This is a genomic window from Asaia siamensis (assembly GCF_014635085.1).
Taxonomy (GTDB): Bacteria; Pseudomonadota; Alphaproteobacteria; order Acetobacterales; family Acetobacteraceae; genus Asaia; species Asaia siamensis.
Window position 1 is genome coordinate 234,269 of sequence record NZ_BMCH01000004.1, and the last position, 20,212, is coordinate 254,480.

The 20,212-nt window shown below is 56.7% G+C and carries 24 protein-coding genes and 1 tRNA gene; 11 read left to right on the plus strand and 14 right to left on the minus strand.

The annotated features are described in order from the left end of the window. The 4 genes from IEV53_RS09050 to IEV53_RS09065 all read left to right on the plus strand — a co-directional run. Window positions 1–965, plus strand: a 965-nt coding sequence (locus IEV53_RS09050) for a hemagglutinin repeat-containing protein (protein ID WP_188426460.1), incomplete at its 5' end; no start/stop codon positions are given. A 57-nt stretch (window positions 966–1,022) separates the two neighbouring features. Then, window positions 1,023–2,303 (plus strand): polymorphic toxin type 24 domain-containing protein, encoded by a 1,281-nt coding sequence (locus tag IEV53_RS09055; protein ID WP_188426461.1) that lies wholly within the window; start codon window positions 1,023–1,025, stop codon window positions 2,301–2,303. Then, complete coding sequence (locus IEV53_RS09060) at window positions 2,300–2,773, plus strand: hypothetical protein (protein ID WP_188426462.1); 474 nt, start codon at window positions 2,300–2,302, stop codon at window positions 2,771–2,773. Before IEV53_RS09055 ends, IEV53_RS09060 begins: the two co-directional genes overlap by 4 nt. A 1,160-nt stretch (window positions 2,774–3,933) precedes the next feature. Then, a protein-coding gene (locus tag IEV53_RS09065) for an IS5 family transposase (RefSeq protein ID WP_188426463.1) occupies window positions 3,934–4,691 on the plus strand; the annotation gives its coding sequence in 2 pieces (ribosomal slippage) (window positions 3,934–4,267 and window positions 4,267–4,691; 759 coding nt in all). 76 nt (window positions 4,692–4,767) lie between these two features. Here IEV53_RS09065 and IEV53_RS09070 read toward each other — a convergent pair. The 3 genes from IEV53_RS09070 to IEV53_RS09080 all read right to left on the minus strand — a co-directional run bounded on the left by IEV53_RS09070 (window position 4,768) and on the right by IEV53_RS09080 (window position 6,598). Beyond that, window positions 4,768–5,121 carry a pentapeptide MXKDX repeat protein gene (locus IEV53_RS09070; protein ID WP_188426464.1) on the minus strand — a complete coding sequence of 118 codons (354 nt, stop codon included), beginning with the start codon at window positions 5,119–5,121 and terminating at the stop codon, window positions 4,768–4,770. Window positions 5,122–5,228: 107 nt separating this feature from the next. Then, window positions 5,229–5,978: a molybdopterin-dependent oxidoreductase gene (locus IEV53_RS09075; protein ID WP_188426465.1), complete on the minus strand. Its 750-nt coding sequence runs from the start codon at window positions 5,976–5,978 to the stop codon at window positions 5,229–5,231. Further along, a complete protein-coding gene (locus tag IEV53_RS09080; RefSeq protein ID WP_188426466.1) occupies window positions 5,975–6,598 on the minus strand; it encodes a cytochrome b/b6 domain-containing protein in 624 nt (207 codons plus the stop codon). Before IEV53_RS09080 ends, IEV53_RS09075 begins: the two co-directional genes overlap by 4 nt. A gap of 162 nt (window positions 6,599–6,760) precedes the next feature. On the opposite strand from IEV53_RS09080, the gene msrB reads away from it, so the two are divergent. Genes msrB through IEV53_RS09100 form a run of 4 tightly spaced genes read left to right on the plus strand, consistent with a single transcriptional unit; the run spans window position 6,761 to window position 9,214 of the window. After that, a complete protein-coding gene (msrB, locus tag IEV53_RS09085; protein ID WP_188426467.1) occupies window positions 6,761–7,222 on the plus strand; it encodes a peptide-methionine (R)-S-oxide reductase MsrB in 462 nt (153 codons plus the stop codon). A gap of 8 nt (window positions 7,223–7,230) precedes the next feature. Beyond that, complete coding sequence (gene msrA, locus IEV53_RS09090) at window positions 7,231–8,022, plus strand: peptide-methionine (S)-S-oxide reductase MsrA (protein ID WP_229719791.1); 792 nt, start codon at window positions 7,231–7,233, stop codon at window positions 8,020–8,022. Window positions 8,023–8,052: 30 nt separating this feature from the next. Then, on the plus strand, window positions 8,053–8,583 hold the full coding sequence (locus tag IEV53_RS09095) for a sigma-70 family RNA polymerase sigma factor (protein WP_255424179.1): 531 nt from the start codon (window positions 8,053–8,055) through the stop codon (window positions 8,581–8,583). Then, on the plus strand, window positions 8,570–9,214 hold the full coding sequence (locus tag IEV53_RS09100; protein WP_229719792.1) for an NrsF family protein: 645 nt from the start codon (window positions 8,570–8,572) through the stop codon (window positions 9,212–9,214). Before IEV53_RS09095 ends, IEV53_RS09100 begins: the two co-directional genes overlap by 14 nt. 48 nt (window positions 9,215–9,262) lie before the next feature. Here IEV53_RS09100 and yghU read toward each other — a convergent pair whose 3' ends face one another. From yghU to IEV53_RS09140, 8 genes are all read right to left on the minus strand, one after another. Next, complete coding sequence (gene yghU, locus IEV53_RS09105) at window positions 9,263–10,147, minus strand: glutathione-dependent disulfide-bond oxidoreductase (RefSeq protein WP_188426469.1); 885 nt, start codon at window positions 10,145–10,147, stop codon at window positions 9,263–9,265. Next, on the minus strand, window positions 10,144–10,860 hold the full coding sequence (locus IEV53_RS09110; protein ID WP_188426470.1) for a glutathione S-transferase family protein: 717 nt from the start codon (window positions 10,858–10,860) through the stop codon (window positions 10,144–10,146). The genes yghU and IEV53_RS09110 overlap by 4 nt, the downstream gene beginning before the upstream one ends. 106 nt (window positions 10,861–10,966) lie before the next feature. Further along, the gene (locus IEV53_RS09115) at window positions 10,967–11,716 is read right to left on the minus strand and encodes an SDR family NAD(P)-dependent oxidoreductase (protein WP_188426471.1); all 750 of its coding nucleotides are present in this window, start codon (window positions 11,714–11,716) and stop codon (window positions 10,967–10,969) included. 150 nt (window positions 11,717–11,866) lie between these two features. Then, on the minus strand, window positions 11,867–12,283 hold the full coding sequence (locus tag IEV53_RS09120) for a carboxymuconolactone decarboxylase family protein (RefSeq protein WP_186807680.1): 417 nt from the start codon (window positions 12,281–12,283) through the stop codon (window positions 11,867–11,869). A gap of 67 nt (window positions 12,284–12,350) precedes the next feature. Next, window positions 12,351–13,025 (minus strand): peroxiredoxin-like family protein, encoded by a 675-nt coding sequence (locus IEV53_RS09125; RefSeq protein WP_188426472.1) that lies wholly within the window; start codon window positions 13,023–13,025, stop codon window positions 12,351–12,353. 112 nt (window positions 13,026–13,137) lie between these two features. Continuing rightward, window positions 13,138–14,241, minus strand: coding sequence for an alkene reductase (locus IEV53_RS09130; protein ID WP_304500708.1), 1,104 nt, complete (start codon window positions 14,239–14,241; stop codon window positions 13,138–13,140). Window positions 14,242–14,271: 30 nt separating this feature from the next. Continuing rightward, window positions 14,272–14,907 carry a glutathione S-transferase family protein gene (locus tag IEV53_RS09135; protein ID WP_188426473.1) on the minus strand — a complete coding sequence of 212 codons (636 nt, stop codon included), beginning with the start codon at window positions 14,905–14,907 and terminating at the stop codon, window positions 14,272–14,274. Next, complete coding sequence (locus IEV53_RS09140) at window positions 14,900–15,061, minus strand: hypothetical protein (protein ID WP_158625400.1); 162 nt, start codon at window positions 15,059–15,061, stop codon at window positions 14,900–14,902. Before IEV53_RS09140 ends, IEV53_RS09135 begins: the two co-directional genes overlap by 8 nt. Before the next feature lie 118 nt (window positions 15,062–15,179). Between IEV53_RS09140 and IEV53_RS09145 the strand changes: the two genes are divergently transcribed. The 3 genes from IEV53_RS09145 to IEV53_RS09155 all read left to right on the plus strand — a co-directional run bounded on the left by IEV53_RS09145 (window position 15,180) and on the right by IEV53_RS09155 (window position 18,191). Further along, window positions 15,180–16,055: a LysR family transcriptional regulator gene (locus IEV53_RS09145; protein ID WP_188426474.1), complete on the plus strand. Its 876-nt coding sequence runs from the start codon at window positions 15,180–15,182 to the stop codon at window positions 16,053–16,055. 718 nt (window positions 16,056–16,773) lie between these two features. Continuing rightward, window positions 16,774–17,355 carry a carboxymuconolactone decarboxylase family protein gene (locus IEV53_RS09150; RefSeq protein ID WP_229719793.1) on the plus strand — a complete coding sequence of 194 codons (582 nt, stop codon included), beginning with the start codon at window positions 16,774–16,776 and terminating at the stop codon, window positions 17,353–17,355. Between the two features lie 98 nt (window positions 17,356–17,453). Then, entirely contained in the window at window positions 17,454–18,191 is a 738-nt protein-coding gene (locus IEV53_RS09155; RefSeq protein WP_229719794.1) for an SDR family oxidoreductase, read from the plus strand. A gap of 286 nt (window positions 18,192–18,477) precedes the next feature. Here the strand turns inward: IEV53_RS09155 and IEV53_RS09160 are convergent, their stop codons facing one another. From IEV53_RS09160 to IEV53_RS09170, 3 genes are all read right to left on the minus strand, one after another. Next, window positions 18,478–19,572, minus strand: a complete 1,095-nt coding sequence (locus IEV53_RS09160) for a tyrosine-type recombinase/integrase (protein WP_188426475.1) — start codon at window positions 19,570–19,572, stop codon at window positions 18,478–18,480. A gap of 129 nt (window positions 19,573–19,701) precedes the next feature. Then, window positions 19,702–19,777 (minus strand) — tRNA-Glu (locus tag IEV53_RS09165). A 45-nt stretch (window positions 19,778–19,822) separates the two neighbouring features. After that, window positions 19,823–20,212 (minus strand): histidine triad nucleotide-binding protein, encoded by a 390-nt coding sequence (locus tag IEV53_RS09170; RefSeq protein ID WP_188426476.1) that lies wholly within the window; start codon window positions 20,210–20,212, stop codon window positions 19,823–19,825.

Below are 20,212 nucleotides of genomic sequence, written 5' to 3' on the forward strand. Positions count from 1 at the left end.
CCTCACCGGGCTCTATGATTGGGCAGGCGGTCAATGGCGCGCTTGCGGCATCGAAGCAGGAAAACGGTGTGCTCGGGGTGCTTGGCGGCCTTCAGACGGCGGTGGGTGAGGCAGGAGCCTATCCGAGTGGCGCGTGGAAGAACGACATCATCGGCGTGCAGGCGAGTGTGGGTTTCTCGACCAGCAAGACGGCCTCCAGTCAGAGCCAGACGACACTGCAGGGCTCGTCTGCCAGCGCAGGCGGCACGCTTGCCATGGTGGCGCGTGGTGACAATGCTGCGGATGCGCAGAACGGTGCGATCAGTGTCACGGCGGGTCAGCTATCGGGCAAGGATGTGGTGCTGGCTGCCAGCAAGGACATCATGCTGCAATTGGGCGTCGAGAAAGGCGAGACGGAAGGATCGAGCAGTTCCTTTGGCATCTCGGTCGGGGTGCGTGGCAGTGTCGGCATGAAAGGCACGGGTGCCAGCGTGTCGGCGTCAGCGGGTGGTTCGACGCAGCACAGCCAGTCTGACAGCACGATACATGTTGTGACGACAGTGACTGGCATGAACAGTGTCACCATAGTCACGCCGGGCACGACGACGCTTGATGGGGCTTTGGTCTCTGGCGGTCATATCGGTGTGCAGACGGGTAATCTGGTCATCAAGAGCCCGCAGGACGAGGCGCATTACAAGAGCAACGCGACATCGGGCGGGGCAAGTATCACGGTTCTCATACCGGGAGCGGGGCTTGGCCCTGCGGACGGTGGCGCGAGCATGGCGCACACGTCGATCACGGACGAATACCGTTCGACCGGAAAGGACCAGTCGGGCCTTTATGCGGGTGACGACGGTCTTGATGTCGAGGTGTCCGGCAACACGCATCTGACCGGCGGCGTAATCAGCAGCACGGCTGAGGCGGCGCGCAACCATTTCAGCACAGGCAGCCTGACGGCGGAGAGCCCGGAGAACATTTCGCGCTGAAGCGGCACGAGCGTCTCGGCAGGAGACGGATATTCGAAAGACGAGGCGCCGGAAGATGTGCTCAAGACGGGCACGTTTGCGGTGGGCCATGAGGACCACAGCGAGAGCAGCGTCACGCAATCGGTCATCACAGGTAATATCGATGTGCAGAGCGGCAGCACGACGGGGCATTACAGCACCGATCTTGCTGGCGCGAATGGACATCTGGATAATGATTTTGACGCTAAGAAGCTGAACACGACGCTTCAGATCCAGACTGCAGGCCAGACGCTAGCAGAAAGCGCAGTCGAAATCGGCGCCGCCGCTTACGACAAATATCAGGCAGATCAGGCTTCGGCTGCGGTGCATAAAAGCATTGCGGATACCAAAGCAGCGCAGGCTAATTCTGCTGTCGCAGCGAAACGGGGCCAAGACGGAAACGCGAATACGTCATCCGGAAATGCCGGATCCAGCCTCTCGGGTGATCAAACTCTGACGGGCGAACATTACTATGCCCATGGGCTCGCCTCTTATGATCTCACAGACCCCGATCAGAGTGGCACACGGACAGACGGTCAGAAGATTAGCGCCTATAGTGATAATCATGGCAATGACACTCTTACAGTTACTGCCCCCCGGCATCACATGGCTCCTGGCCTTGATTTCCGCTACGGCATAACCGCCTCAGAAGTTGGTAACGCACTACTAACTGGTGGCAGTAACCTGCCGACCATTCTTGGTGCGGGATTTGGAACTGGGCTAGCTGCCAAGCAGTACATGGATGGAGATAAAAAAGAGGCGGCACTTACTCTGGGTTTTGCGGGAGCAACGGTCATTGACGGTTTCAACCCAAAAGTTCTTTTAGCCCTTTCCCGCCTGAGGAAAATGAGAGAGGCCACGAGAGATGAGGGCGAAGGAGGCGGTGAAACGTCTGGGGAGCGTAAGCCGGACACAGATGATAGAGATGAAGAAAACCCACCACCTGACGACGAAAACGACGTTCCGCCGCCTAACAACGAGGGAAAACCATCTTATCCAGAGCCTAGAAACGAGAGAGATTTGCGAGGAGGTCCGCTCGAAAACGCAATCAAATGGCGAGGTGACGTGCCAACGGAGGGCGGACCCAAAAACGGGACTGTTTATAGAGCGGATAACCAAGGAAATATCACTGTTTACGCGACATATGATAAGGACGGAATCATCTTGAAAAGAGTTGACGTTAGAGGGAGAGCCCATGCCGGGGTAGAAACCCCGCATGTGCTTGAATATGGTAGGAATACTCTGCCAGATGGTTCCATTAAAGCGCAGAAGCCTAAAGGATCAAAGCCCAGAGAAGCAAGAGTGGATGAAATACCTTGAAAAAAATAGATACAATACCCAACATTAAAGATCCAATCAAATATACCAATTGGCTTGGTCCTTGCATAAATGATTCTGAATCTCCGTTAGTTTTTTACATGAGTTATAATTGCAATCCTTCTGACTGCATTGTGTTCTCTAAAGTTCTTTTCCCTGAATTTTTCTTATTAAACGATTATGTATTTGCGCGAGTTGCCATTAGTCCAGAAGCTGCAAAAAAAGGAATGGAAGACAGTAAAAATAAAAAATTCGACGAAGAAAGTTTTAACCAAATTTATATATTTGAATTATTTGATGGAAACAAAATTCGTGTAGATGATGATATTGCTAAAGATATTGGTAAAATAATTGCATTTTCTTGGGATTTGTCCTTGAAAAAAACATTCCCAGACCGAAATTTCGTTGTTAATTATATAGATGATGAGAGTAATTATGGACCGATAGTAAATTTCTACGAAATTCGCGGTTAGGTCACGTTGACAAAGATTTATAGGATCTGAGGACATCGCGTGTATGGTACGCTAAACAACGTCATGTGAGAACATTGTCGTGACGCTGGTTACCGGCGGAGTTCGATTAGCCCCAGTTTGTGCCACATCCACGTAAAATCATAGGTGGTTATTGAGTCATCCGGACCGGTTTTTTTGACCCGTTCTGTATATATTGAGTGGTGATCTCACGTTAAGTGGCGTGAGATAAGCGAGTCCCGGGGAACAGGTGTCCAGATTCTGAGAGCGGTCACGTTGCTCCATTGGGCGAGAGCCCTGAGGCGATGGATATGCCGGTAAAGAGCGGTGGTGATGGAGGCGGGTGGGACGAAGAGATTTCGGATGGCTGAAAAGACAGAGACGAAGCGCGGACATCCGCCCGGCGAGCGGAATTTCTGCATAATGCGTTCGCGTTTTCGCAAGGGAAGATGACTGTTCTGCGCCCTGCTGTTCAGCCCTTAAGCGAGAGATGCCGGATCGCGAGACCAAGTCTGCGTCTTGCTGCTCCATAGGATTTCAGCATGTCAGTTATCATGTAACAGGGGCGTACTTCCTACCGTTTCAAAAGCCAGGTTAACAGACGTCTGGCTGCTTTGATGTTCCGGCGGGTCTGCAGGATCTCATCGAGAATAATGCCCTCATGATCGACAGCCCGCTACAGCCAATGGGGCTTGCCACGGATCGCGATCCGCACCTCGTCCAGACGCCAGAGATCACCAGGCCGGGCCTTCGTGCGTTGCAGAGAGCGGGCATAGGCCACACCAAATTTCAGGCTCTATCGTCGGATCGTCTCATACGGGACCCCGATCCCCCGCTCGTGCAGCATCTCTTCCACAAGATGAAAGCTCGGTGGGAAGCGGAAGTATGGCCACACCGCATGCGCTATCAACTCACCCAGAAAACGGTGCTGTTTGTAGCTCACAGATGACGCTCTCATCATCAGCACTTATTATGCCGCAGTCAACGTGACATCACCGGCGCCGGTTCCTCTGGAGGATGTAAAAAGCCGGGAGCTGTATTTAGCCATTTCGTACGACACTGGTGCAGCTCAGATGGAGCAGATCAAGAGAGCGTATGACTAGGCTCAGGACCCGTTGATTTTTGAAGGGAATTTTGATTCAGGCTCCTTGAGGAGACTGAAGATGAGCGATCTGTTTTGGCTGACGGACGAACAAATGGAGCGTCTGCGGCCATTCTTTCCCAAGAGCCATGGCAAACCTCGCGTTGATGACCGTCGTGTGCTGAGCGGGATCATTTTTGTGAACCGCAATGGTCTGCGCTGGCGCGATGCGCCGCGGGAATATTGTCCACACAAGACGCTGTACAATCGCTGGAAGCGTTGGGGCGACATGGGCATTTTCATGCGGATGATGGATGGCATGTCTGCTACGCAAGCCAAGCTTCAGACGATTATGATTGATGCGACGTATCTCAAGGCGCACCGCACGGCTTCGAGCCTGCGGCTGAAAAAGGGGACCCAGGCCGCCTGATCGGACGGACAAAAGGTGGCATGAATACGAAGCTGCATGCGGTCACCGATCATAACGGACGACCGCTGAGCTTCTTCATGACGGCGGGGCAGATCAGCGATTATACCGGTGCCGCTGCTCTGCTGGACAGTCTTCCTATGGCACAGTGGATGCTGGCAGACCGAGGTTATGATGCTGACTGGTTTCGGGATGCGTTGGAGGGAAAAGGGATCAAACCCTGCATTCCAGGACGAAAATCCCGCGGGAAACCCGTCAGATATGACAAACGAAAATACAAAAGACGCAACCGCATCGAGATCATGTTCGGCCGTCTCAAGGGCTGGCGGCGGGTCGCAACCCGCTACGACAGATGCCCGACCTTCTTCTTCTCAGCCATATGCCTCGCCGCAACCGTCATGTTCTGGCTATGAGTCCTGAGCCTAGGACCAGAACTCGATTACGCCCCAAAGGGACGACCTGTGGCTTTTGGCCACAGGCGTCTGGCCCTTAGTTCGGCTTTGCCATGTCGCCTTTCGAATCATTGCTCATCGCGTCATGTTCCATCGGGTCGTGTTTCATCGCATTGCCCATTTTGTTCTTCTTTTCCATACCCTCTGACTTCATCATGCTGCCATGCTTGCTCATGGACTGCTTCGACACCCCGTGGGGCGCCATTTCGTCCTTCGTCATGGCATGCTTCTTCATGCTGTCGGAGGACATGTCACCGTGGGACATGCTGTCATGGGCCATAGCGCCCTGCGACATCGTCCCATGTGACATGGTGTCCTGAGCGAAGGCAGGGGCTCCCAGCAGCATTGTCGAAGAAAAGGCACAGGCAAGTGCGAGTGTACGAAAAGACATGATTACATTCCTGGATCGGTTCAAAGGATCGGAAAATGGACGCGCCAGCTTCCGATATCTTTTCTTTCGCCTCAGCCTTGCCGCAGGTTACATGCCTGTGTGCTTTTTTATGAACCGCCGAACCAGTCATACCCCTGGTCTTCCCAATATCCGCCCGGGAAATGGTTTGTGACCTCGATAGAGGCGAGATATTTCGGGTTTTTGTAGCCGAGTTTTGTAGGGATGCGGATCTTCATCGGGGCGCCATAGGCGGGTGGGAGAGGGTTCCCGCCGAAATCCAGCGCCATGATTGTCTGCGGATGAAGTGCCGTCGCCATATCTATACTCGTGCTGTAATCATCAAAACAGCGGAAATTCACATATCTTGCCCGCAGATCGGCCCCGACATGTTGCAGGAATACAGAGAGCGGAACCCCGGACCAATCTCCGATAGCGCTCCACCCCTCCACGCAGATATGTCGCGTGATCTGCCTTTTCTGCGGCAGGGTACGAAACCGGGCGACCGACCAAGGGCTCTTGTCTGAAACAAGCCCGCTCACCTCCAGCCGCCAGGATGAAGTCTCGACGAGCCTTACGTCGCTCTCGTCATAATAGGCATTGAATGGAAAGGGATGTGTGATGCGTGACGGGTCAAATTCCCTTGCGAGGCGCTGACGGCTGAAAAGAAGCGCCTGCATCCGGTCGGTGAAACGTGACATCAGGCTGAGTGCGTGTTCCACCGACGCGTTATCGTCCAGTGCGCAGCCTGACAGCAGGGAAAGCCCACCAAGCGAAAGGCTGCTCCGCAGGAAGAGCCTGCGTTCGAGCTTGCGCAATTCGGGCGCGACACCGGCGCGGTCTATTTTCGGCGGGCTCATGATGCGCTCTCCTTGTCGCTATCTGGCATGCGTCGCCCGAACACCATGCCCCACAAGGTGGCAGGCACCATCAGGGCAAGCGCGACATGAAGTAGAAGAAAGCCCACAATCAGGCTCATCATGGCAAAATGGATGCACCGGGCAATGTCGTACCCTCCGAACGACCAGGTCAGCCATCCAAGTTGCACGGGTTTCCAGATCGAGAGGCCCGTCGTGACCGTCAGCACAGCCACCACAAGCACGCCCGTGTAGAGCGCACGTTGCACGGCGTTGTAGTGACCGGCCTTGTGGGAGAGCTTCAGGCGCACGGCCTGCCCTATATCCCTCATCACAGATCGCGGTCCTGCAGGGCGCAGGTCATTGCGAAAATGCCCGCTTGCGACGCCATACACGACGTAAACCAGCCCCGCCCCCATCAGCACCCACATGGCAGCAAAATGCCAGGCAATGCCGCCGCCAAGCCAGCCTCCAAGAGTGATGGCAGCGGGGAATTCGAAAGGCAGGATAGGGGAGGCGTTGTAGATCTGCCAGCCACTACCGATCATGACGAGCATGGCAAGCGCGCCTGCCCAATGGGTGAGGCGTATGATCGGTGCGGGCGCGCGTCGCGATCGTGACATGGCAGTTCGTTCCCTGAGTCTTCTGGAGGCTGGCAGAGCTTCCTTCGTGCGCAGGCCCCTAAAAGTTACGGCACGGAACGAAAAAAAACAGTGTGGCTGCCCGTAACCTCTGCACGGTGCAGCACGAAGGATGGAGTGAAATTCAGCAAAAGGGCGAAGTTCATGACATCGCGTCGACAATTCTGCCTTGCTTCAGTCTGTCTGGCTCTGACGGGCCGCGCCTGGGGCGCAGAACCTTATCCCGTGACGCATAGTGCTGCTGAATGGCGGCACCTGCTCACACCGGAGCAATTCGAGATTCTGCGCGAGGCTGGCACAGAGGCACCCTGGTCCAGCCCGCTCGTGAACGAACACCGACAGGGGCGTTTTGCCTGCGCAGGCTGCGCAACACCGGCATTTGACTCACGCAGCAAGTTCGAAAGCGGGACGGGCTGGCCAAGTTTCACGGCAGCGCTGCCCCATGCTGTTCAGGAGCGTGGGGATGACAGTCTTGGCATGGAGCGCACGGAGGTACGGTGCGCGACATGCGGTGGTCATCTTGGCCATGTCTTTGATGACGGTCCCCAACCGACCGGATTGCGCTACTGCATGAACGGTGCAGCCTTTACCTTCAGGCCAGTCTGAAAGTTCGCATGATGATCAGAAAAAACGTGCTTGGCGTCGCGCTCGCCACATTCAGCCTTTATGGCATTCTGCACCAGGTCACCTCAAGGGCGTCTGCCTATCCGACCTTGCCTGAGCCCGTTATCGTGGCAAAGACTGGTAACGACAAACCCATCGGGCAGATGACGGCACCCCCCGATGATTCCCGTCCGGGGATGACCCCATCCAGCGTCGTTTTTGCGGGAGGGTGTTTCTGGGGGGTGCAGAGCATATTCCAGCATGTGCGAGGCGTCACAGCTACCCGAGCCGGATATGACGGTGGAGCGCGCGACACGGCCCAGTATGAACGCGTCAGCGAAGGCGATACCGGTCATGCGGAATCGGTCGAGGTTGAGTATGATCCTACCCTCGTCAGCTTTGGCACGCTGATGCGGATATTCTTCACCGTGGCACTGGACCCGACGCAGATCGACCAGCAATTCCCCGATACGGGGCCACAATACCGTTCCGTCATCTTCACGCGCACAGCGCAACAGGCGCGCGTGGCAGAGGCCTATATCGCGCAACTCGATGCCGCCCACATCTTTGCCCAGCCCATTGCAACGCATGTTCAGCCTGACAAGGCGTTTAGCGGGGCGGAAAGAGAGCATCAGAATTTTGCGGCGCGTTATCCGCATAATATCTACATCGAGACCTATGATGCCCCGCGACTGGACGCACTGCGTGCCAGCTTCCCGGCAAGCTGGCGGACAGAGCCAGTCCTCGCACTTTCTACGGCGCCCGGGTCTTTACGTATGTCAAATGATAGCGGTAGGAAATGATCTCCGGTCACGCATGAAGGCAGCAGATTTTTGACAGAAGCGGATTGGAGCCGTTGGATGGAGGCCGCGCAGGCAGGAGATGCACAGGCTTATCGCCTGGTGCTGGGCGAGGCACAGGCATGGTTGCGCCGTTTTTTCCTCAAACGCCTGCCGCCCTCAATGGTCGATGACGCCGTGCAGGACACCCTTATGGCGGTGCATGAGAAGCGTCACACCTTCGATCCTTCCCAGAAATTCGGCCCGTGGATTGCGGCGATTGCGCGTTACAAATGGATTGATCGCCTCCGGGCCGCCAGGCGTACACAAACGACCCTGCTTGATGAGACGGTGGCTGTGGGCGATCACGAGGAACAGGTGACCACGGCTCATGCACTGGAAAAGCTTCTGGCGCAGTTGAAGCCGGGGCCAGCAGAAGCGATCAGGTTGGTGAAGTTGCAGGGTTTGAGCATAGAGGAGGCTGCACGTCGCACAGGGCAATCCGCGACGCTGGTGAAGGTCAATATCCATCGTGGGTTGAGTCGCATGAGCACTCTGGTGATGGGAGGCAATGATGGTGAATGATCCCCTGATCGAGCAATTTGTAACCGATCTTCGCCCCGTCCGGAGGCGCTCGCTCTGGCGCGATGCCTTGACCCTCGCGGTTCTCGCCGGGGTCGAGATTGGTGCAGTGCTCGGGTTTGGCCTGATGCGCCCTGACATGCCCCATGCCATGCACATGATGAGCTTCTGGTGGAAGGCAATCGGACTGCTGCTGATCGTCGGGCTGGGCGGCGCTTCGGCGCTGGTCTCGCTCGACCCGACGCGTTCGCCCCGGCAGGGGCTGCGTTGGCTGGGCGTGACCGCTCTTGTTCTTTTTGCCCTTGGCTGGCTTGTGGATGCGCTTCAGGCTGGGCCAGAGGTTTTATGGCTCAGGCTTGATCCGGCGCACGGCATGGTCTGTGCACGCAAGATCGTAGAGCTTGCTCTGCCCGCTGTCCTCGCGCTGGGTGTTATCGTGCGCCGCGGCGCACCGGTTGATGTGCGCGGAACGGCGTGGGTCACTGGCATTGCCGGCGCGGCTTTTGGTGCGCTCGTCTTTACTTTGGCCTGCCCCTTTGATGACCCGCTTTATCTCGTCGTCTGGTATTCATTGGCCTGTGCACTGGTGGCCTGCAGCACGCGTCTGGTATTGCCGTGGTTGATACGCTGGTAGTTCCGGGCGATGCGGGGTGCATCGCCCGATGCGGCGGGGTGGAAGCGATCAGATCGCGCTGTCTTTCGGCAATTTGTCCTGCGTTCTAAGCTCGAAATCCGAGCTGTCATGGCGTTCGCGAAGCTGGGAAGAGAGCGGGCCTGAGAGCCTGTTCACCATCCGGCCCCGCTGGACAGCAGGGCGTTCGAGCAACCGGGCTGACCACGCCTGCACATGGGAATACTCCTGAACGCTCAGAAACTGTGCAGCATCATTATAGAGCCAGCCTTCAACAAGGCCGCCATACCAGGGAAAGATCGCCATATCGGCAATTGTATAGGCGTCGCCTGCTATATATTCATGCCTGGCAAGCTGCCGGTCGAGAACGTCCAGCTGGCGTTTGGTCTCCATGGCAAACCGGTTGATTGCATATTCGATCTTCTCAGGGGCGTAGGCATAGAAATGGCCAAAGCCGCCGCCGAGATAGGGTGCGCTGCCGACCTGCCAGAGAAGCCAGTTCAGACAGGCCGTACGCGATGGAACATCCCGAGGCAGAAAAGCCGCGAATTTCTCGGCGAGATAAAGCAGGATCGATCCTGATTCGAAGACGGGCAGGGGGGTGCCCCCGCTTTGGTCAACCAGCGCCGGGATCTTGGAATTCGGGTTGATGGCTGTAAAGCCCGATCCGAACTGATCGCCATCCCCTATATTGATCAGCCAGGCATCATATTCCGCCCCCTCATGTCCCAGGGCCAGGAGTTCCTCCAGCATGATCGTCACCTTTACCCCATTGGGCGTACCCAGTGAGTACAGCTGGAGCGGGTGACGCCCTACGGGGAGGTTCTTTTCATGCGTCGGCCCGGCGACAGGGCGATTGGTGCTGGCAAATTTGCCACCATTCTGTTTGTCCCATGTCCAGACGCTGGGCGGTGTATAGTTTTCCGAAGCGGTCATGAGCGCTGCTCCCGACTGTGGATAGGGAAATTGGATGGGAAGAGGGCCCGTTGTGCCTGATCGTCCATATCTGTCTTGAATGCGTGCCTCTTCATGAGCGCCTGCACGCGCGACACGGCCGGGCGGGCGTTGATGTCGTGCATGAAGCGAGCAAGTGCAGGCCAGCGCTCGAGCGGATAATCTTCCTTGAGCACACGGGGCGCACGCTCCAGCCAACCCCAGGCAGACATATCGGCAATCGTGAAAGTATCGCCCACGATGTAACGGCGGTCCGTGAGGTGCTGGTCGAGAACTGTGTAATGTCGTTCGACCTCGCGCCTGTACCGATTGACGGCGTAGTCCAGCCCGGCGGGCGCTGCATGCTGAAAATGCACGGCCTGACCGGAAAAAGGCCCGAGTCCGGATGCGATAAACATCAACCATGACAGCAATTCAGGCCGGTCCGCGGGGGTCCCAAGATATTGCCCGGTCTTTTCAGCAAGATAGAGCAGTATTGCATTGGAATCGAACACGCGTGTTGCCGGGCCCGCAGGACCTTCGGTGTCGATAATGGCAGGCACTTTGCCATTGGGGTTGATCGCGAGAAACGCCGGGTCATGCTGATCACCCTTGCGGGTATCGACCGGTATGGCCTCATAGGGCAAACCGGTTTCCTCGAGCATGAGGGCGATTTTCGCCGGGTTGGGCGTGGGATGGAAATAAAAACGGATCATGATAGCTCACCCTTGCGAAACCATGTCAGTCTGATTGGCAGTATGGGCGGGTCCTGCTGACGCTCCACCGTACTGGTGATCGCAATCCTGTGGTGATCACGGAGCCCTAGACCGCGGCCGCACCACCGTCGACAATGAGGTCAATGCCTGCAACATAACTGCTTTCATCAGAAGCCAGAAAGAGCGCGGCCGCAGCAAGTTCCTCTGGCTGCCCCAATCGCTTCATGGGCTCGGCTGCAGCCCATTGACGCTTGACGGCTTCGGCACCTTCCGGCGTATCGGCCTGACTGTCCATGATTGGTGTGTCGAACGGTCCGGGGCTGAGGGTATTGATCCCTATGCCGCGTTCGATCAGTTCGGCCGTCCAGGTTCTGGACAGGCTGCGTATTGCAGCCTTGCTTGAGCTGTATGTGCCATAGCCAGGCACACCCTTATTGGCAGCGATGGATGAGACAAGGATGACTGAGCTGCCAGACCGCAACAGGCCAAGTGCCTTGCTGATCGTGAAAGACAGGCCTTTCACGTTGATATCGAACGTCCGATCGTAATTGGCTTGTGTTGCCTGTTCGAGTGTTTGAGGCAGAACGATACCGGCATTGGCGACCAGGATATCGATAGCCCAACGTTCACGCCGTATCGTTTCCACCATGCGTTCGATATCGCCGGGGAGACTGACATCGGCCTGTATAGAGGCGGCCTGACTGTCCAATGCCGCTACAGCCCGCTCAAGCTCGGCCTGTCGCCGACCGGTGATATAGACAAATGCGCCTTCAGCGATGAAACGCGTTGCGATTGCAAGCCCGAGCCCGCTGCTTCCTCCGGTCACAAGGGCCGTTTTTCGATGCAGTTTCGTCATAACTGTTCCTTTTCGAAGGCAGATTGCCGTGAAGTACTCACGAAGCGCGAGAGGGGCGCAGAGAGATTCGTGAACGCCGCAGGCTGGATGTCATCGGGAGCGCGAGACGAGGCCCGTTCTACCGGCAGGGTACAGTACTTGGGTGAGGGCTCAGAGCAGACCGCGATGGCCTTCATACTCTTCGCTTTTGTCGAGTCCACGCTCAGCAATGATCTTCGCAGCGACAGGCATGACACCGGAAATGGCGGGGAAGCCGACATAAGGGAGCATCTGTATCAGAGCCTCCTCTATTTCCTTCAGCTTCATACCGTGATCGAGCGCAAAACCCATATGGAGGCCGAATTCATGAGGCTGGCGCAGCGCAACCATGACGGTCATGGTGATGAGACTTCGACGCGCCTGATCGAGCCCTTCACGTGTCCAGATGTCCTCGAAAACATGATCGACTGCATACCCGGCTATGGCTGCGCCAAATGTGCCTGACTGTGATGCCGCGATGAGCTTGGCGGACTGTTCGTCACCCATCAAATGGCGAGTGAAGCTATTGCCCATGTCATTGGAGCGCATATTTCTCTCCGTATCCTTAGTGAAAAATTCCGCCCCTGCGCGAGCCGGGGCGGTATGGATGGAGTAATCAGTCGGCCGACTGGGTCGCGTGGCGCAGGGCAGGAAGCATGTCGGCAGGTTCCGGGCGACGCGTATAATCCGGATTGACCTCGGCATAGAGAATGACGCCGTCCTGACCAATGACGAAGCGGCCAGGCATAGGCAGCGTCCAGCTGTCGTCACCATTGAAACCGGGCAGATCGTTCTTGAGATTCTTGTAAAGCTCAATCAGATAATCAGGCAGGGTGAAGCGAAGGCCAAACTGCGCGGCGACGTCATTATGCGTGTCAGACAGGATCGGAAATTGCAGTTCATTCTGGCGGACTGATTTTCGGCTGTTTACCGCAGTTTGCGGGGAGATCGCGATCAGATGGGCGCCAAGCTCACGAAATGAGGGAAGTGCCGCTTCGAGAGCCTGCAATTCCATGTTGCAGTAAGGGCACCACACACCGCGATAAAAGCTGATGACCAAAGGCCCCTTGGCCAGAAGATCAGCAGAAGAGACAGTGTTACCCTCGGGGTCGTTCAGCGTAAAAACGGGTGCCTTGTCTCCGGCTTTGAGGGCTTTTTCCGCAGCGCCGGACGCAACCAGCTCGGCGGTGGCACGGTGCATGGTTTCGATGACGCTATGCGGAACGTTATAGGGGGGCTTTCCGGCTTCGAAATCGGTCTTGAAGGCGTCGAGCTTTGCCTGAAGTGTCATGGGTTCGTTTCCTTGAAATCTGGTGACGGATCTGACGATAGGAGGTCGCCGTACCGGAGGGATGATGGCAGGTACGACTAATGGTCATTCCCTGGTGGAATAACCGCGGTGGTTATTGCTCTGGTGTCGAGGCGTCGAAGAAGGGATAATCGGTGTAGCCACGAGCATCGCCGCCGTAGAAGGTCGAGCGGTCGTAATTTGTCAGAGCAAGGTCCCCGCGCAGGCGCTCAGGCAGATCGGGATTGCTGATGAAATGCCGGCCGAAGGCGACGGCATCGGCATCACTGGATGCGAGCACGGCTGCGGCACTGTTTTTGTCGAACCCACCTGCCGCGATCAGCGTGCCCCGAAATCTTTCGCGCAGATCACGCGCGGCCACAGGTTCGCTCTCGGCGATGAGTTCCGTGCCCTTGATGCGGGGTTCAACCACATGCAGATAGGCGATGCCGAGCCTGTCCAGCTGCTCCGCCACATAACCGAAGGTTTCTTGGGGGTTGCTGTCTGACATCGAGCCGTAGGTGCCACTTGGGCTCAGGCGAACACCCACGCGGTCTGCCCCCCAGACGGATATGACTGCCTGGGTCACTTCCAACAGAAAGCGGGCGCGGTTCTCGATCTGGCCGCCATACTCATCGGTGCGGTGGTTCGTACCGTCCTGCAGGAACTGGTCTGGCAGATAGCCATTGGCGCCATGAATTTCCACGCCATCAAAACCTGCCTGCTTTGCCCTTGCGGCACCTTCCCTGAACTGCTCGATCACCGCGGGAATTTCCTCCAGCGAGAGGGCACGCGGCATGGAAAACGGGACAGGGCCATTGGGCGTATAGGCGTCACCTTCTGCCTGGATAGCAGAGGGCGCGACCGGGGCTGCACCACCTGGCTGCAGATCAGGATGCGACTGTCGCCCTACGTGCCACAACTGCATGACAATTTTGCCACCGCGTGCATGAACAGCCCCGGTCACCTTGCGCCACCCGTCTATCTGGGAGTCGTCATAGATGCCCGGCGCGCCGGCATAGCCGTATCCTTCGAGCGCGACGGGTGTTGCCTCTGAGATGATAAGACCGCCGGGTGAGCTGCGCTGGCTGTAATACAGCGCCATGAGGGCATTGGCCTTGCCAGTATGGTCCGACCGCATGCGCGTAAGGGGTGCCATGACGATTCTGTGGCCGAGCGACAGCGCCCCGGCATTGAAGGGCGTAAAAAGTTTGTTCATGAGAATAACCTCGGAGCGATCAGAAAAGGATCAGTTTGGGGCGGCGAGCGTCTCAACCCGGGCGATACCGCGCTGAACGCCAGGTCTGGCCGCAATCCGCTCGTACCAGCGGGCGATATGAGGGGTGTCATCGAGGGTGAGGCCGGGGAAACTGCGCCGCCAGAGCCAACCGAAATGGGCAATATCGGCGATAGTAAAATGATCGCCTGCCACGAAATCCCGGTGCGCCAGCAAGGTGTCGAGCACATGCAGGACGCGTTTTGCCTCTTTGTCGAAGCGCTCGATCGCGAGAGGCAGTTTCTCGCTGGCGAAACGCTGGAAGAAACCCGATTGGCCGAAGGCGGGGCTCAGGGCAGAGGCGTGAAAGAAAAGCTGTTCGAAAACGCGCGCCCGTTCGGCCCCGGTTGCAGGGAGGAGGCGGCCGGTTTTTTCAGCCAGGTACACGAGTATGGCTGCAGACTCTGTGAGGACGAGCTTCTCATCCCTCGCGTCGTGATCAACCAGTACCGGAACCTTCTGGTTGGGATTGAGCGTCGTAAAGGCCGTGGTACCCTGTTCGCCTTGCCGGATATTGATGCCGTGTAGCGCATAGGCGAGATCGAGCTCTTCCAGCGCGATGGTGACCTTGACGCTGTTGGGCGTCGCGAAAGCGTAGACCTCAATCATGAGCGGTTCCTCCATCAGGTTTTGCAAGGAGAGCGGAGAGCGCCGGGAGAAGGGCAGCGACCATGGCTTGTGGCAGGTCACCCGTGAGCTGATAGGCCGAGATGAAATGCGACACCGGTCGTGTTGACACGGCGTTGGTGAAATGAACGATCATCCTGAAGCCTGCTCCATCCTTCCCCGACGCTGACCGGGTTGCAGGTCTGGTTTGCCTCTGTTTCACTGGGCATGGCAGATGGCTCGATGCGATAAGCATCATTCCCCGGAGGAATAGGATGGACCGATATCAGGCGATGACCACGTTCGTGCGTGTGGTCGAAACGGGTTCATTCTCAGCAGCGGCACGGCAGCTTCATGTTGGTCAGCCCGCTGTGTCGAAAATCGTGGCACAGCTCGAAGCGAGGCTACAGGTCAGCCTGCTCATACGCTCCACTCATGGCCTTACACCTACCGAAGCGGGGCAGGCATATTATGAACGCGCACGCAATGCGCTTCAGGAGGCCGACGAAGCGGAGCTGGCCGCGCGTGGTGCGGGGAGCGGCCTGTCCGGGCGCCTGCGTGTATCGGCGGCGACAACATTTGCGCGACTGCACATCATACCGCGGCTGCCAGCATTTCTCGATGCGCATCCGCAGCTCGATGTGGATATTCTGCTTGATGACCGGATGATCGATCTCGTGGCCGAGGGGGTTGATATCTCGTTGCGTATGGGGGCTTTGGCCGACTCTTCGGCGGTCGCACGCAAGCTGGCGACAGGAAAACGTTCGGTGCTGGCCACACCAGCCTATCTGGCGCGTGCGGGCATGCCGTTGGTCCCTGCTGATCTGGCTGATCACAACGCGATCGTTTACAGTCAGCTCCCCAATGTCTGGTCATTTCACAGGGATGGCTCGGCTGTCTCGGTGTCCGTTGCGGGGCGTCTCAGGGTCAGCGCTGCCGAAGGCCTGCGGGCAGCCATACTCGCTGATATGGGCCTGACCATCACCTCGGACTGGATGTTTGCCCCTGAACTGGAGAGCGGCGCCGTAACGCACCTGCTTCCGGCATGGTCTTTGCCTGATATCGACCTGTGGGCTGTCTTCCCTACGGGGAGAATGATGACCGCAAAGGCAAGGCAATTTGCAGATTTTGTTCAGGGCTTGATGGAATGAAGGCAGGGTGCCGCCGCTTGGTGCGCATACGGCCTATTGCGATATTCAGAAAGACATGGGTTGGCATTGCGATCGCCTTGGATAAGCTATGCTAGCAAAGCAGGCTTCTGATGAATCTCCGGGGGCGGCTCTGCCTCTGATCGATTTGGTTTTCCGTCTGCGACATGCGACGCGCTCAGCAAAGCAGCCTTTCGAAAAGTAGGAAGACTACGAGAGATAACTGTATCTTATGCACTTATTGCAGTCATCCATACGCGAAGAATACCGCTGTCCCGACATTCCCCATTTGTCGAAGCGGCCTTGAGATCTCACCCAACCATTCCCCACCGATGTTTACCTCCAGTCGAAGTCTCTGGTTTTGGCGGCCGCGCAGCGTTCGGTGTTACGGGCCATACTCTGACAATCTGCGAAGCAAAATCACTCTCGTGAGACCCATAAGTATACTGAAATAACTGGACGGATCAGTGTGGAGATGAGCACGCAGCCCTGAAAGTGTGCCAGCTGTGCTGAGACGTTGAGGCGGAGTTCGACATCGACAGGTCAATGACGGGTGGCACCTGACTTGATATATTGCTCTCATCGATCCACTACGATCGGGCCCGGCCATTCCATTCAAGAACAAGCGTTATTGCTGTTACCCCGCTCCCCAAGCGAGAGGAAAATACGAAATCTCCGTTTCCTGATTGTCATATTGGCAAGCAAGGATACAGGAGTTTTCATGATGACGACCAATGCGTTCAAGCTGCATGATATCGAAAATGCACCGAAGGCATCAGCAGACATTCTCAACGGGGTACAGCAGGCCTGGGGCTTTATCCCCAACTTGCATCGCGTTCTAGCCGAGAGCCCTGCGGCGCTTGAGGCATACGCTGCCTTGTGGGGGATTGCTGAAAAAACGAGCTTCTCTCCCGTCGAGCGGAATATTGCCTATCTGTCGATCATCTATGAAAACGAGTGCACCTATTGCATGGCAGGTCACACCAACCTTTCGCGCATGGCAAAAGTCGACGATGCGTCAATCGGGGCGATCCGTGAGGGGAAGGCCCTTGCCGACCCCAAGCTTGAAGCCTTGCGCAAATTCGCGGCGCTGGTGACACGCAGTCGTGGCGTCCTGAGCGAAGCTGATGTCGACGCATTCAAGGCTGCTGGCTACACTAATCAGTCCGTACTCGACGTACTGGTACTTGCAGCCACCAAGCTGATCTCGAATTATACCAACCACCTCGCCCATACACCTTTGGACAGCTTCATGGCGGGTGCCGAATGGACCGCCCCGGGCAAACTGCGTGTAGCAGACTGAACACAGCACATTTTGGCAAACGGTCGAGGGAAGTTCCTCGGTCGAGGTGTCGTGGGGTGTCTTGATACGCCCCCGCGCTCATCGGCTGAACCTCAAATTTGTTTATCGGGGGGGGCTTCCATTGGATAAGTCCATTCTCATCACAAGCGCGTCGAAAGGCATCGGGCGGGCGGGCGGCAGCGCAGGCGCTTGCTGACGCGAGCTGGCATGTTATCGGCGTAGCCCGTTCGATTGCGGGAAAATTTCCGGGCGAGTTCATCTCGTGTGATCTGACTGATAGCAACGCGATCCGGAAGCTGGCCAGAAATATCGCCAGCCGCAGTAACGTGCTGGGCGTCGTCAATAATTTCGGTATTGCGAGACATGAGCGCTTTGAGGGCGTCACGGACGTAGACTTCATGGCGCTGCTTGGGTCCAACCTCCGTCCGGCGTTACAGATTACGCAGGCTTTGCTTCCAGGCATGCGCGATGCCAAGTTTGAACGCGTGGTAAATGTTGGCAGTCTCACAACTCGCGGATTGCCGTATCGTGCCGGATATGCGGCTGCAAAGTCTGCACTCGAGAGCCTCACGCGGACAATCGCGATTGAATACGCTGCATATGGCATCACGGCGAACGTCGTCGCCCCGGACCCAACGGAGACGGAGCTCTTTCGCGCAAATAATCAGCCTGGTAGCGACGGCGGGGCGCGATATCTTGCAGGTGTGCCTGTTGGACGGTTTGGCCGCCCCGAAGAAATCGCAGCAGCGATTTCTTTCTTCTGCTCAGACCTTGCCAGCTTCATCACAGGCCAGTCGCTTTTCATCGACGGCGGTAGCAGTCTGGGAAAAGGATGATCGATATCGGAAGCGGCTCCGCGAACATACTGAATCGTAGCAGGCGTGAACCAAAATCCGCATAGCTTAGTCTTATATCGTCTTCCCCTGATAGAGTCACTCGTCGGCACGCGTAGTTGAGCGTGGCTCGCCTCACGACGCGTAATAATACTATGTCGGCAAAATTCTGACGGTTACGCACCAGGGTGGAGACATGCCTCTGAGGAGGGGATCTTAGGCCTTATAACCCCCTCGCCCCCCCTACTTCCGATAATAAGAATTATCGGAAGTAGGGAAATTTAGTCGACTATTTCATAGGCGTTGACTCATTAGCCTCAATCTTGTCCGCGAGTTCCTGCATGATGGGCTGGTAGTATCGATCGAGCGATTTCAGATCGCGATGTCCGGTGACCCGCATCAGATCTAGGGGGTTTGCAAGATAGCGCGCGAGACGCGACGTCGCCTCATGACGAAGATCATGAAAGGTGAGATTGGTCAGGCCCGCGCGTTTTGTCATCCGGCCAAAGCGGACAGAGAACGCCTTCTCATTGCCGATATCGAAAATCTTATCATGCGGCTCTGGCCTGCGCGGCATCTGCTCGAGAGGTGTCAGCGGGCGTTTCTCAGGGCCGAGCTCCTCCCTGTGTCGCGCGCTTTTCACTCGGGCAAGCGAAAGCGTGCGACTGCGGAAGTCGATGTCTTTCCAGCAGAGGGAGACGGACTCCGATAAACGGCAGGCTTGTTCGATTGACCATTTGACGAGCCATACATCATCCGCATGCTCAGAGGCTGAAACAACATCTACCAGGCGGTCATATTCACTCTGGTAAGTGTCGTCATTGTCGAGCATGGCCAATCGCCTGTTACGCTTCCTGTCAGCACCTTGCGGCCGTTTAACAACCCTGCCCGAAGCATGATTGACCGTGTGGATATCCCATTCACTGATCGCGTGCTGGACGATGCTGGCGAGGAGATTGAGCCGCTTGACCACGGTTGCTGGCGCATAGCCATCCGCAAGCATACGATCACGAAAAGCCCGGACGTCAGCGGGCTGCCATCTACTCACCATGGCATTGACGACAGGGTCATCAAGCAGGGCAGGGATGTGGCCAGTGCGGTCCGCCTGGCGATGAGCCATGCATTCGTCGCGGTAGCGTTCCACCAGTCGTCTGAGAGGCGTCCTGTCGAGGGACGATGTGTCCTTGAACTGACGCAGATCGACTTCAGCGCGTTTTTCAGTGAGCCAGCGACGAGCCAGTGCTGAGGATGCGAAGGTCTTTCTCAGGCGTTGGCCATCGACCATCTTGCGGGCCTGATACTGACCTGCGCCGCGGAACCATACGCCCTTGGGGAGTGGTTTACCTGTGGCCGGATCGATGCCTGATCTTTCTGATTCGCTCATGCGAAGCCCCTGATACCAAAGAGCCATAATTTCCTGATTGGCTCAGGAATGGCTCAAAATCAACGATATGGTAAATCAGGATTTTGCTCTTTAACCATAAGAACCCGCAGAAAACTGCGGAAAATCAAATGGCGTCCCATAGGGGATTCGAACCCCTGTTGCCGCCGTGAGAGGGCGGTGTCCTAGGCCTCTAGACGAATGGGACGAGGCGAGGTGCGTTCTATGACATTTATACGCACCCGGCAAGGGGTTATTCGGAAGTTTTTTTAATCAGTTTTGCGCTGAGCTTCGCGCCAGCGAGGAGGTGCACGTGATAATGCGGCACTTCCTGGCCAGCATCGGGGCCGGTGTTGGAAATCAGGCGATATCCGGAATGCGACAGCCCGAGGTTTTCAGCGACTTTCGTGATAGCGCGTGCCAGACCGGCAATCTCTGCATCGCTTGCAGACGCGCCGAAATCGGCTGAGGACACATAGGCGCCTTTAGGGATGATCAAGACGTGGATGGGCGCCTGAGGCGCGATATCAGGGAAGGCGAGGGCATAATCGTCTTCATAGATAATCTCGACAGGGATCTCGCGGCGCAGAATCCTGGCGAAAATATTGTTCACATCATAAGGCGCTTGCAGGTCGACCGTCAT

Bases quoted from the DNA above. Each gene is read 5' to 3' on its own strand.
- IEV53_RS09070 (WP_188426464.1), bottom strand. From the start codon at position 5,121: ATGTCTTTTCGTACACTCGCACTTGCCTGTGCCTTTTCTTCGACAATG.
- IEV53_RS09075 (WP_188426465.1), bottom strand. From the start codon at position 5,978: ATGAGCCCGCCGAAAATAGACCGCGCCGGTGTCGCGCCCGAATTGCGC.
- IEV53_RS09080 (WP_188426466.1), bottom strand. From the start codon at position 6,598: ATGTCACGATCGCGACGCGCGCCCGCACCGATCATACGCCTCACCCAT.
- msrB (WP_188426467.1), top strand. From the start codon at position 6,761: ATGACATCGCGTCGACAATTCTGCCTTGCTTCAGTCTGTCTGGCTCTG.
- msrA (WP_229719791.1), top strand. From the start codon at position 7,231: ATGATGATCAGAAAAAACGTGCTTGGCGTCGCGCTCGCCACATTCAGC.
- IEV53_RS09100 (WP_229719792.1), top strand. From the start codon at position 8,570: ATGATGGTGAATGATCCCCTGATCGAGCAATTTGTAACCGATCTTCGC.
- yghU (WP_188426469.1), bottom strand. From the start codon at position 10,147: ATGACCGCTTCGGAAAACTATACACCGCCCAGCGTCTGGACATGGGAC.
- IEV53_RS09110 (WP_188426470.1), bottom strand. From the start codon at position 10,860: ATGATCCGTTTTTATTTCCATCCCACGCCCAACCCGGCGAAAATCGCC.
- IEV53_RS09115 (WP_188426471.1), bottom strand. From the start codon at position 11,716: ATGACGAAACTGCATCGAAAAACGGCCCTTGTGACCGGAGGAAGCAGC.
- IEV53_RS09120 (WP_186807680.1), bottom strand. From the start codon at position 12,283: ATGCGCTCCAATGACATGGGCAATAGCTTCACTCGCCATTTGATGGGT.
- IEV53_RS09125 (WP_188426472.1), bottom strand. From the start codon at position 13,025: ATGACACTTCAGGCAAAGCTCGACGCCTTCAAGACCGATTTCGAAGCC.
- IEV53_RS09130 (WP_304500708.1), bottom strand. From the start codon at position 14,241: ATGAACAAACTTTTTACGCCCTTCAATGCCGGGGCGCTGTCGCTCGGC.
- IEV53_RS09135 (WP_188426473.1), bottom strand. From the start codon at position 14,907: ATGATTGAGGTCTACGCTTTCGCGACGCCCAACAGCGTCAAGGTCACC.
- IEV53_RS09140 (WP_158625400.1), bottom strand. From the start codon at position 15,061: ATGATCGTTCATTTCACCAACGCCGTGTCAACACGACCGGTGTCGCAT.
- IEV53_RS09145 (WP_188426474.1), top strand. From the start codon at position 15,180: ATGGACCGATATCAGGCGATGACCACGTTCGTGCGTGTGGTCGAAACG.
- IEV53_RS09150 (WP_229719793.1), top strand. From the start codon at position 16,774: ATGATGACGACCAATGCGTTCAAGCTGCATGATATCGAAAATGCACCG.
- IEV53_RS09160 (WP_188426475.1), bottom strand. From the start codon at position 19,572: ATGAGCGAATCAGAAAGATCAGGCATCGATCCGGCCACAGGTAAACCA.
- IEV53_RS09170 (WP_188426476.1), bottom strand. From the start codon at position 20,212: ATGACGGTCGACCTGCAAGCGCCTTATGATGTGAACAATATTTTCGCC.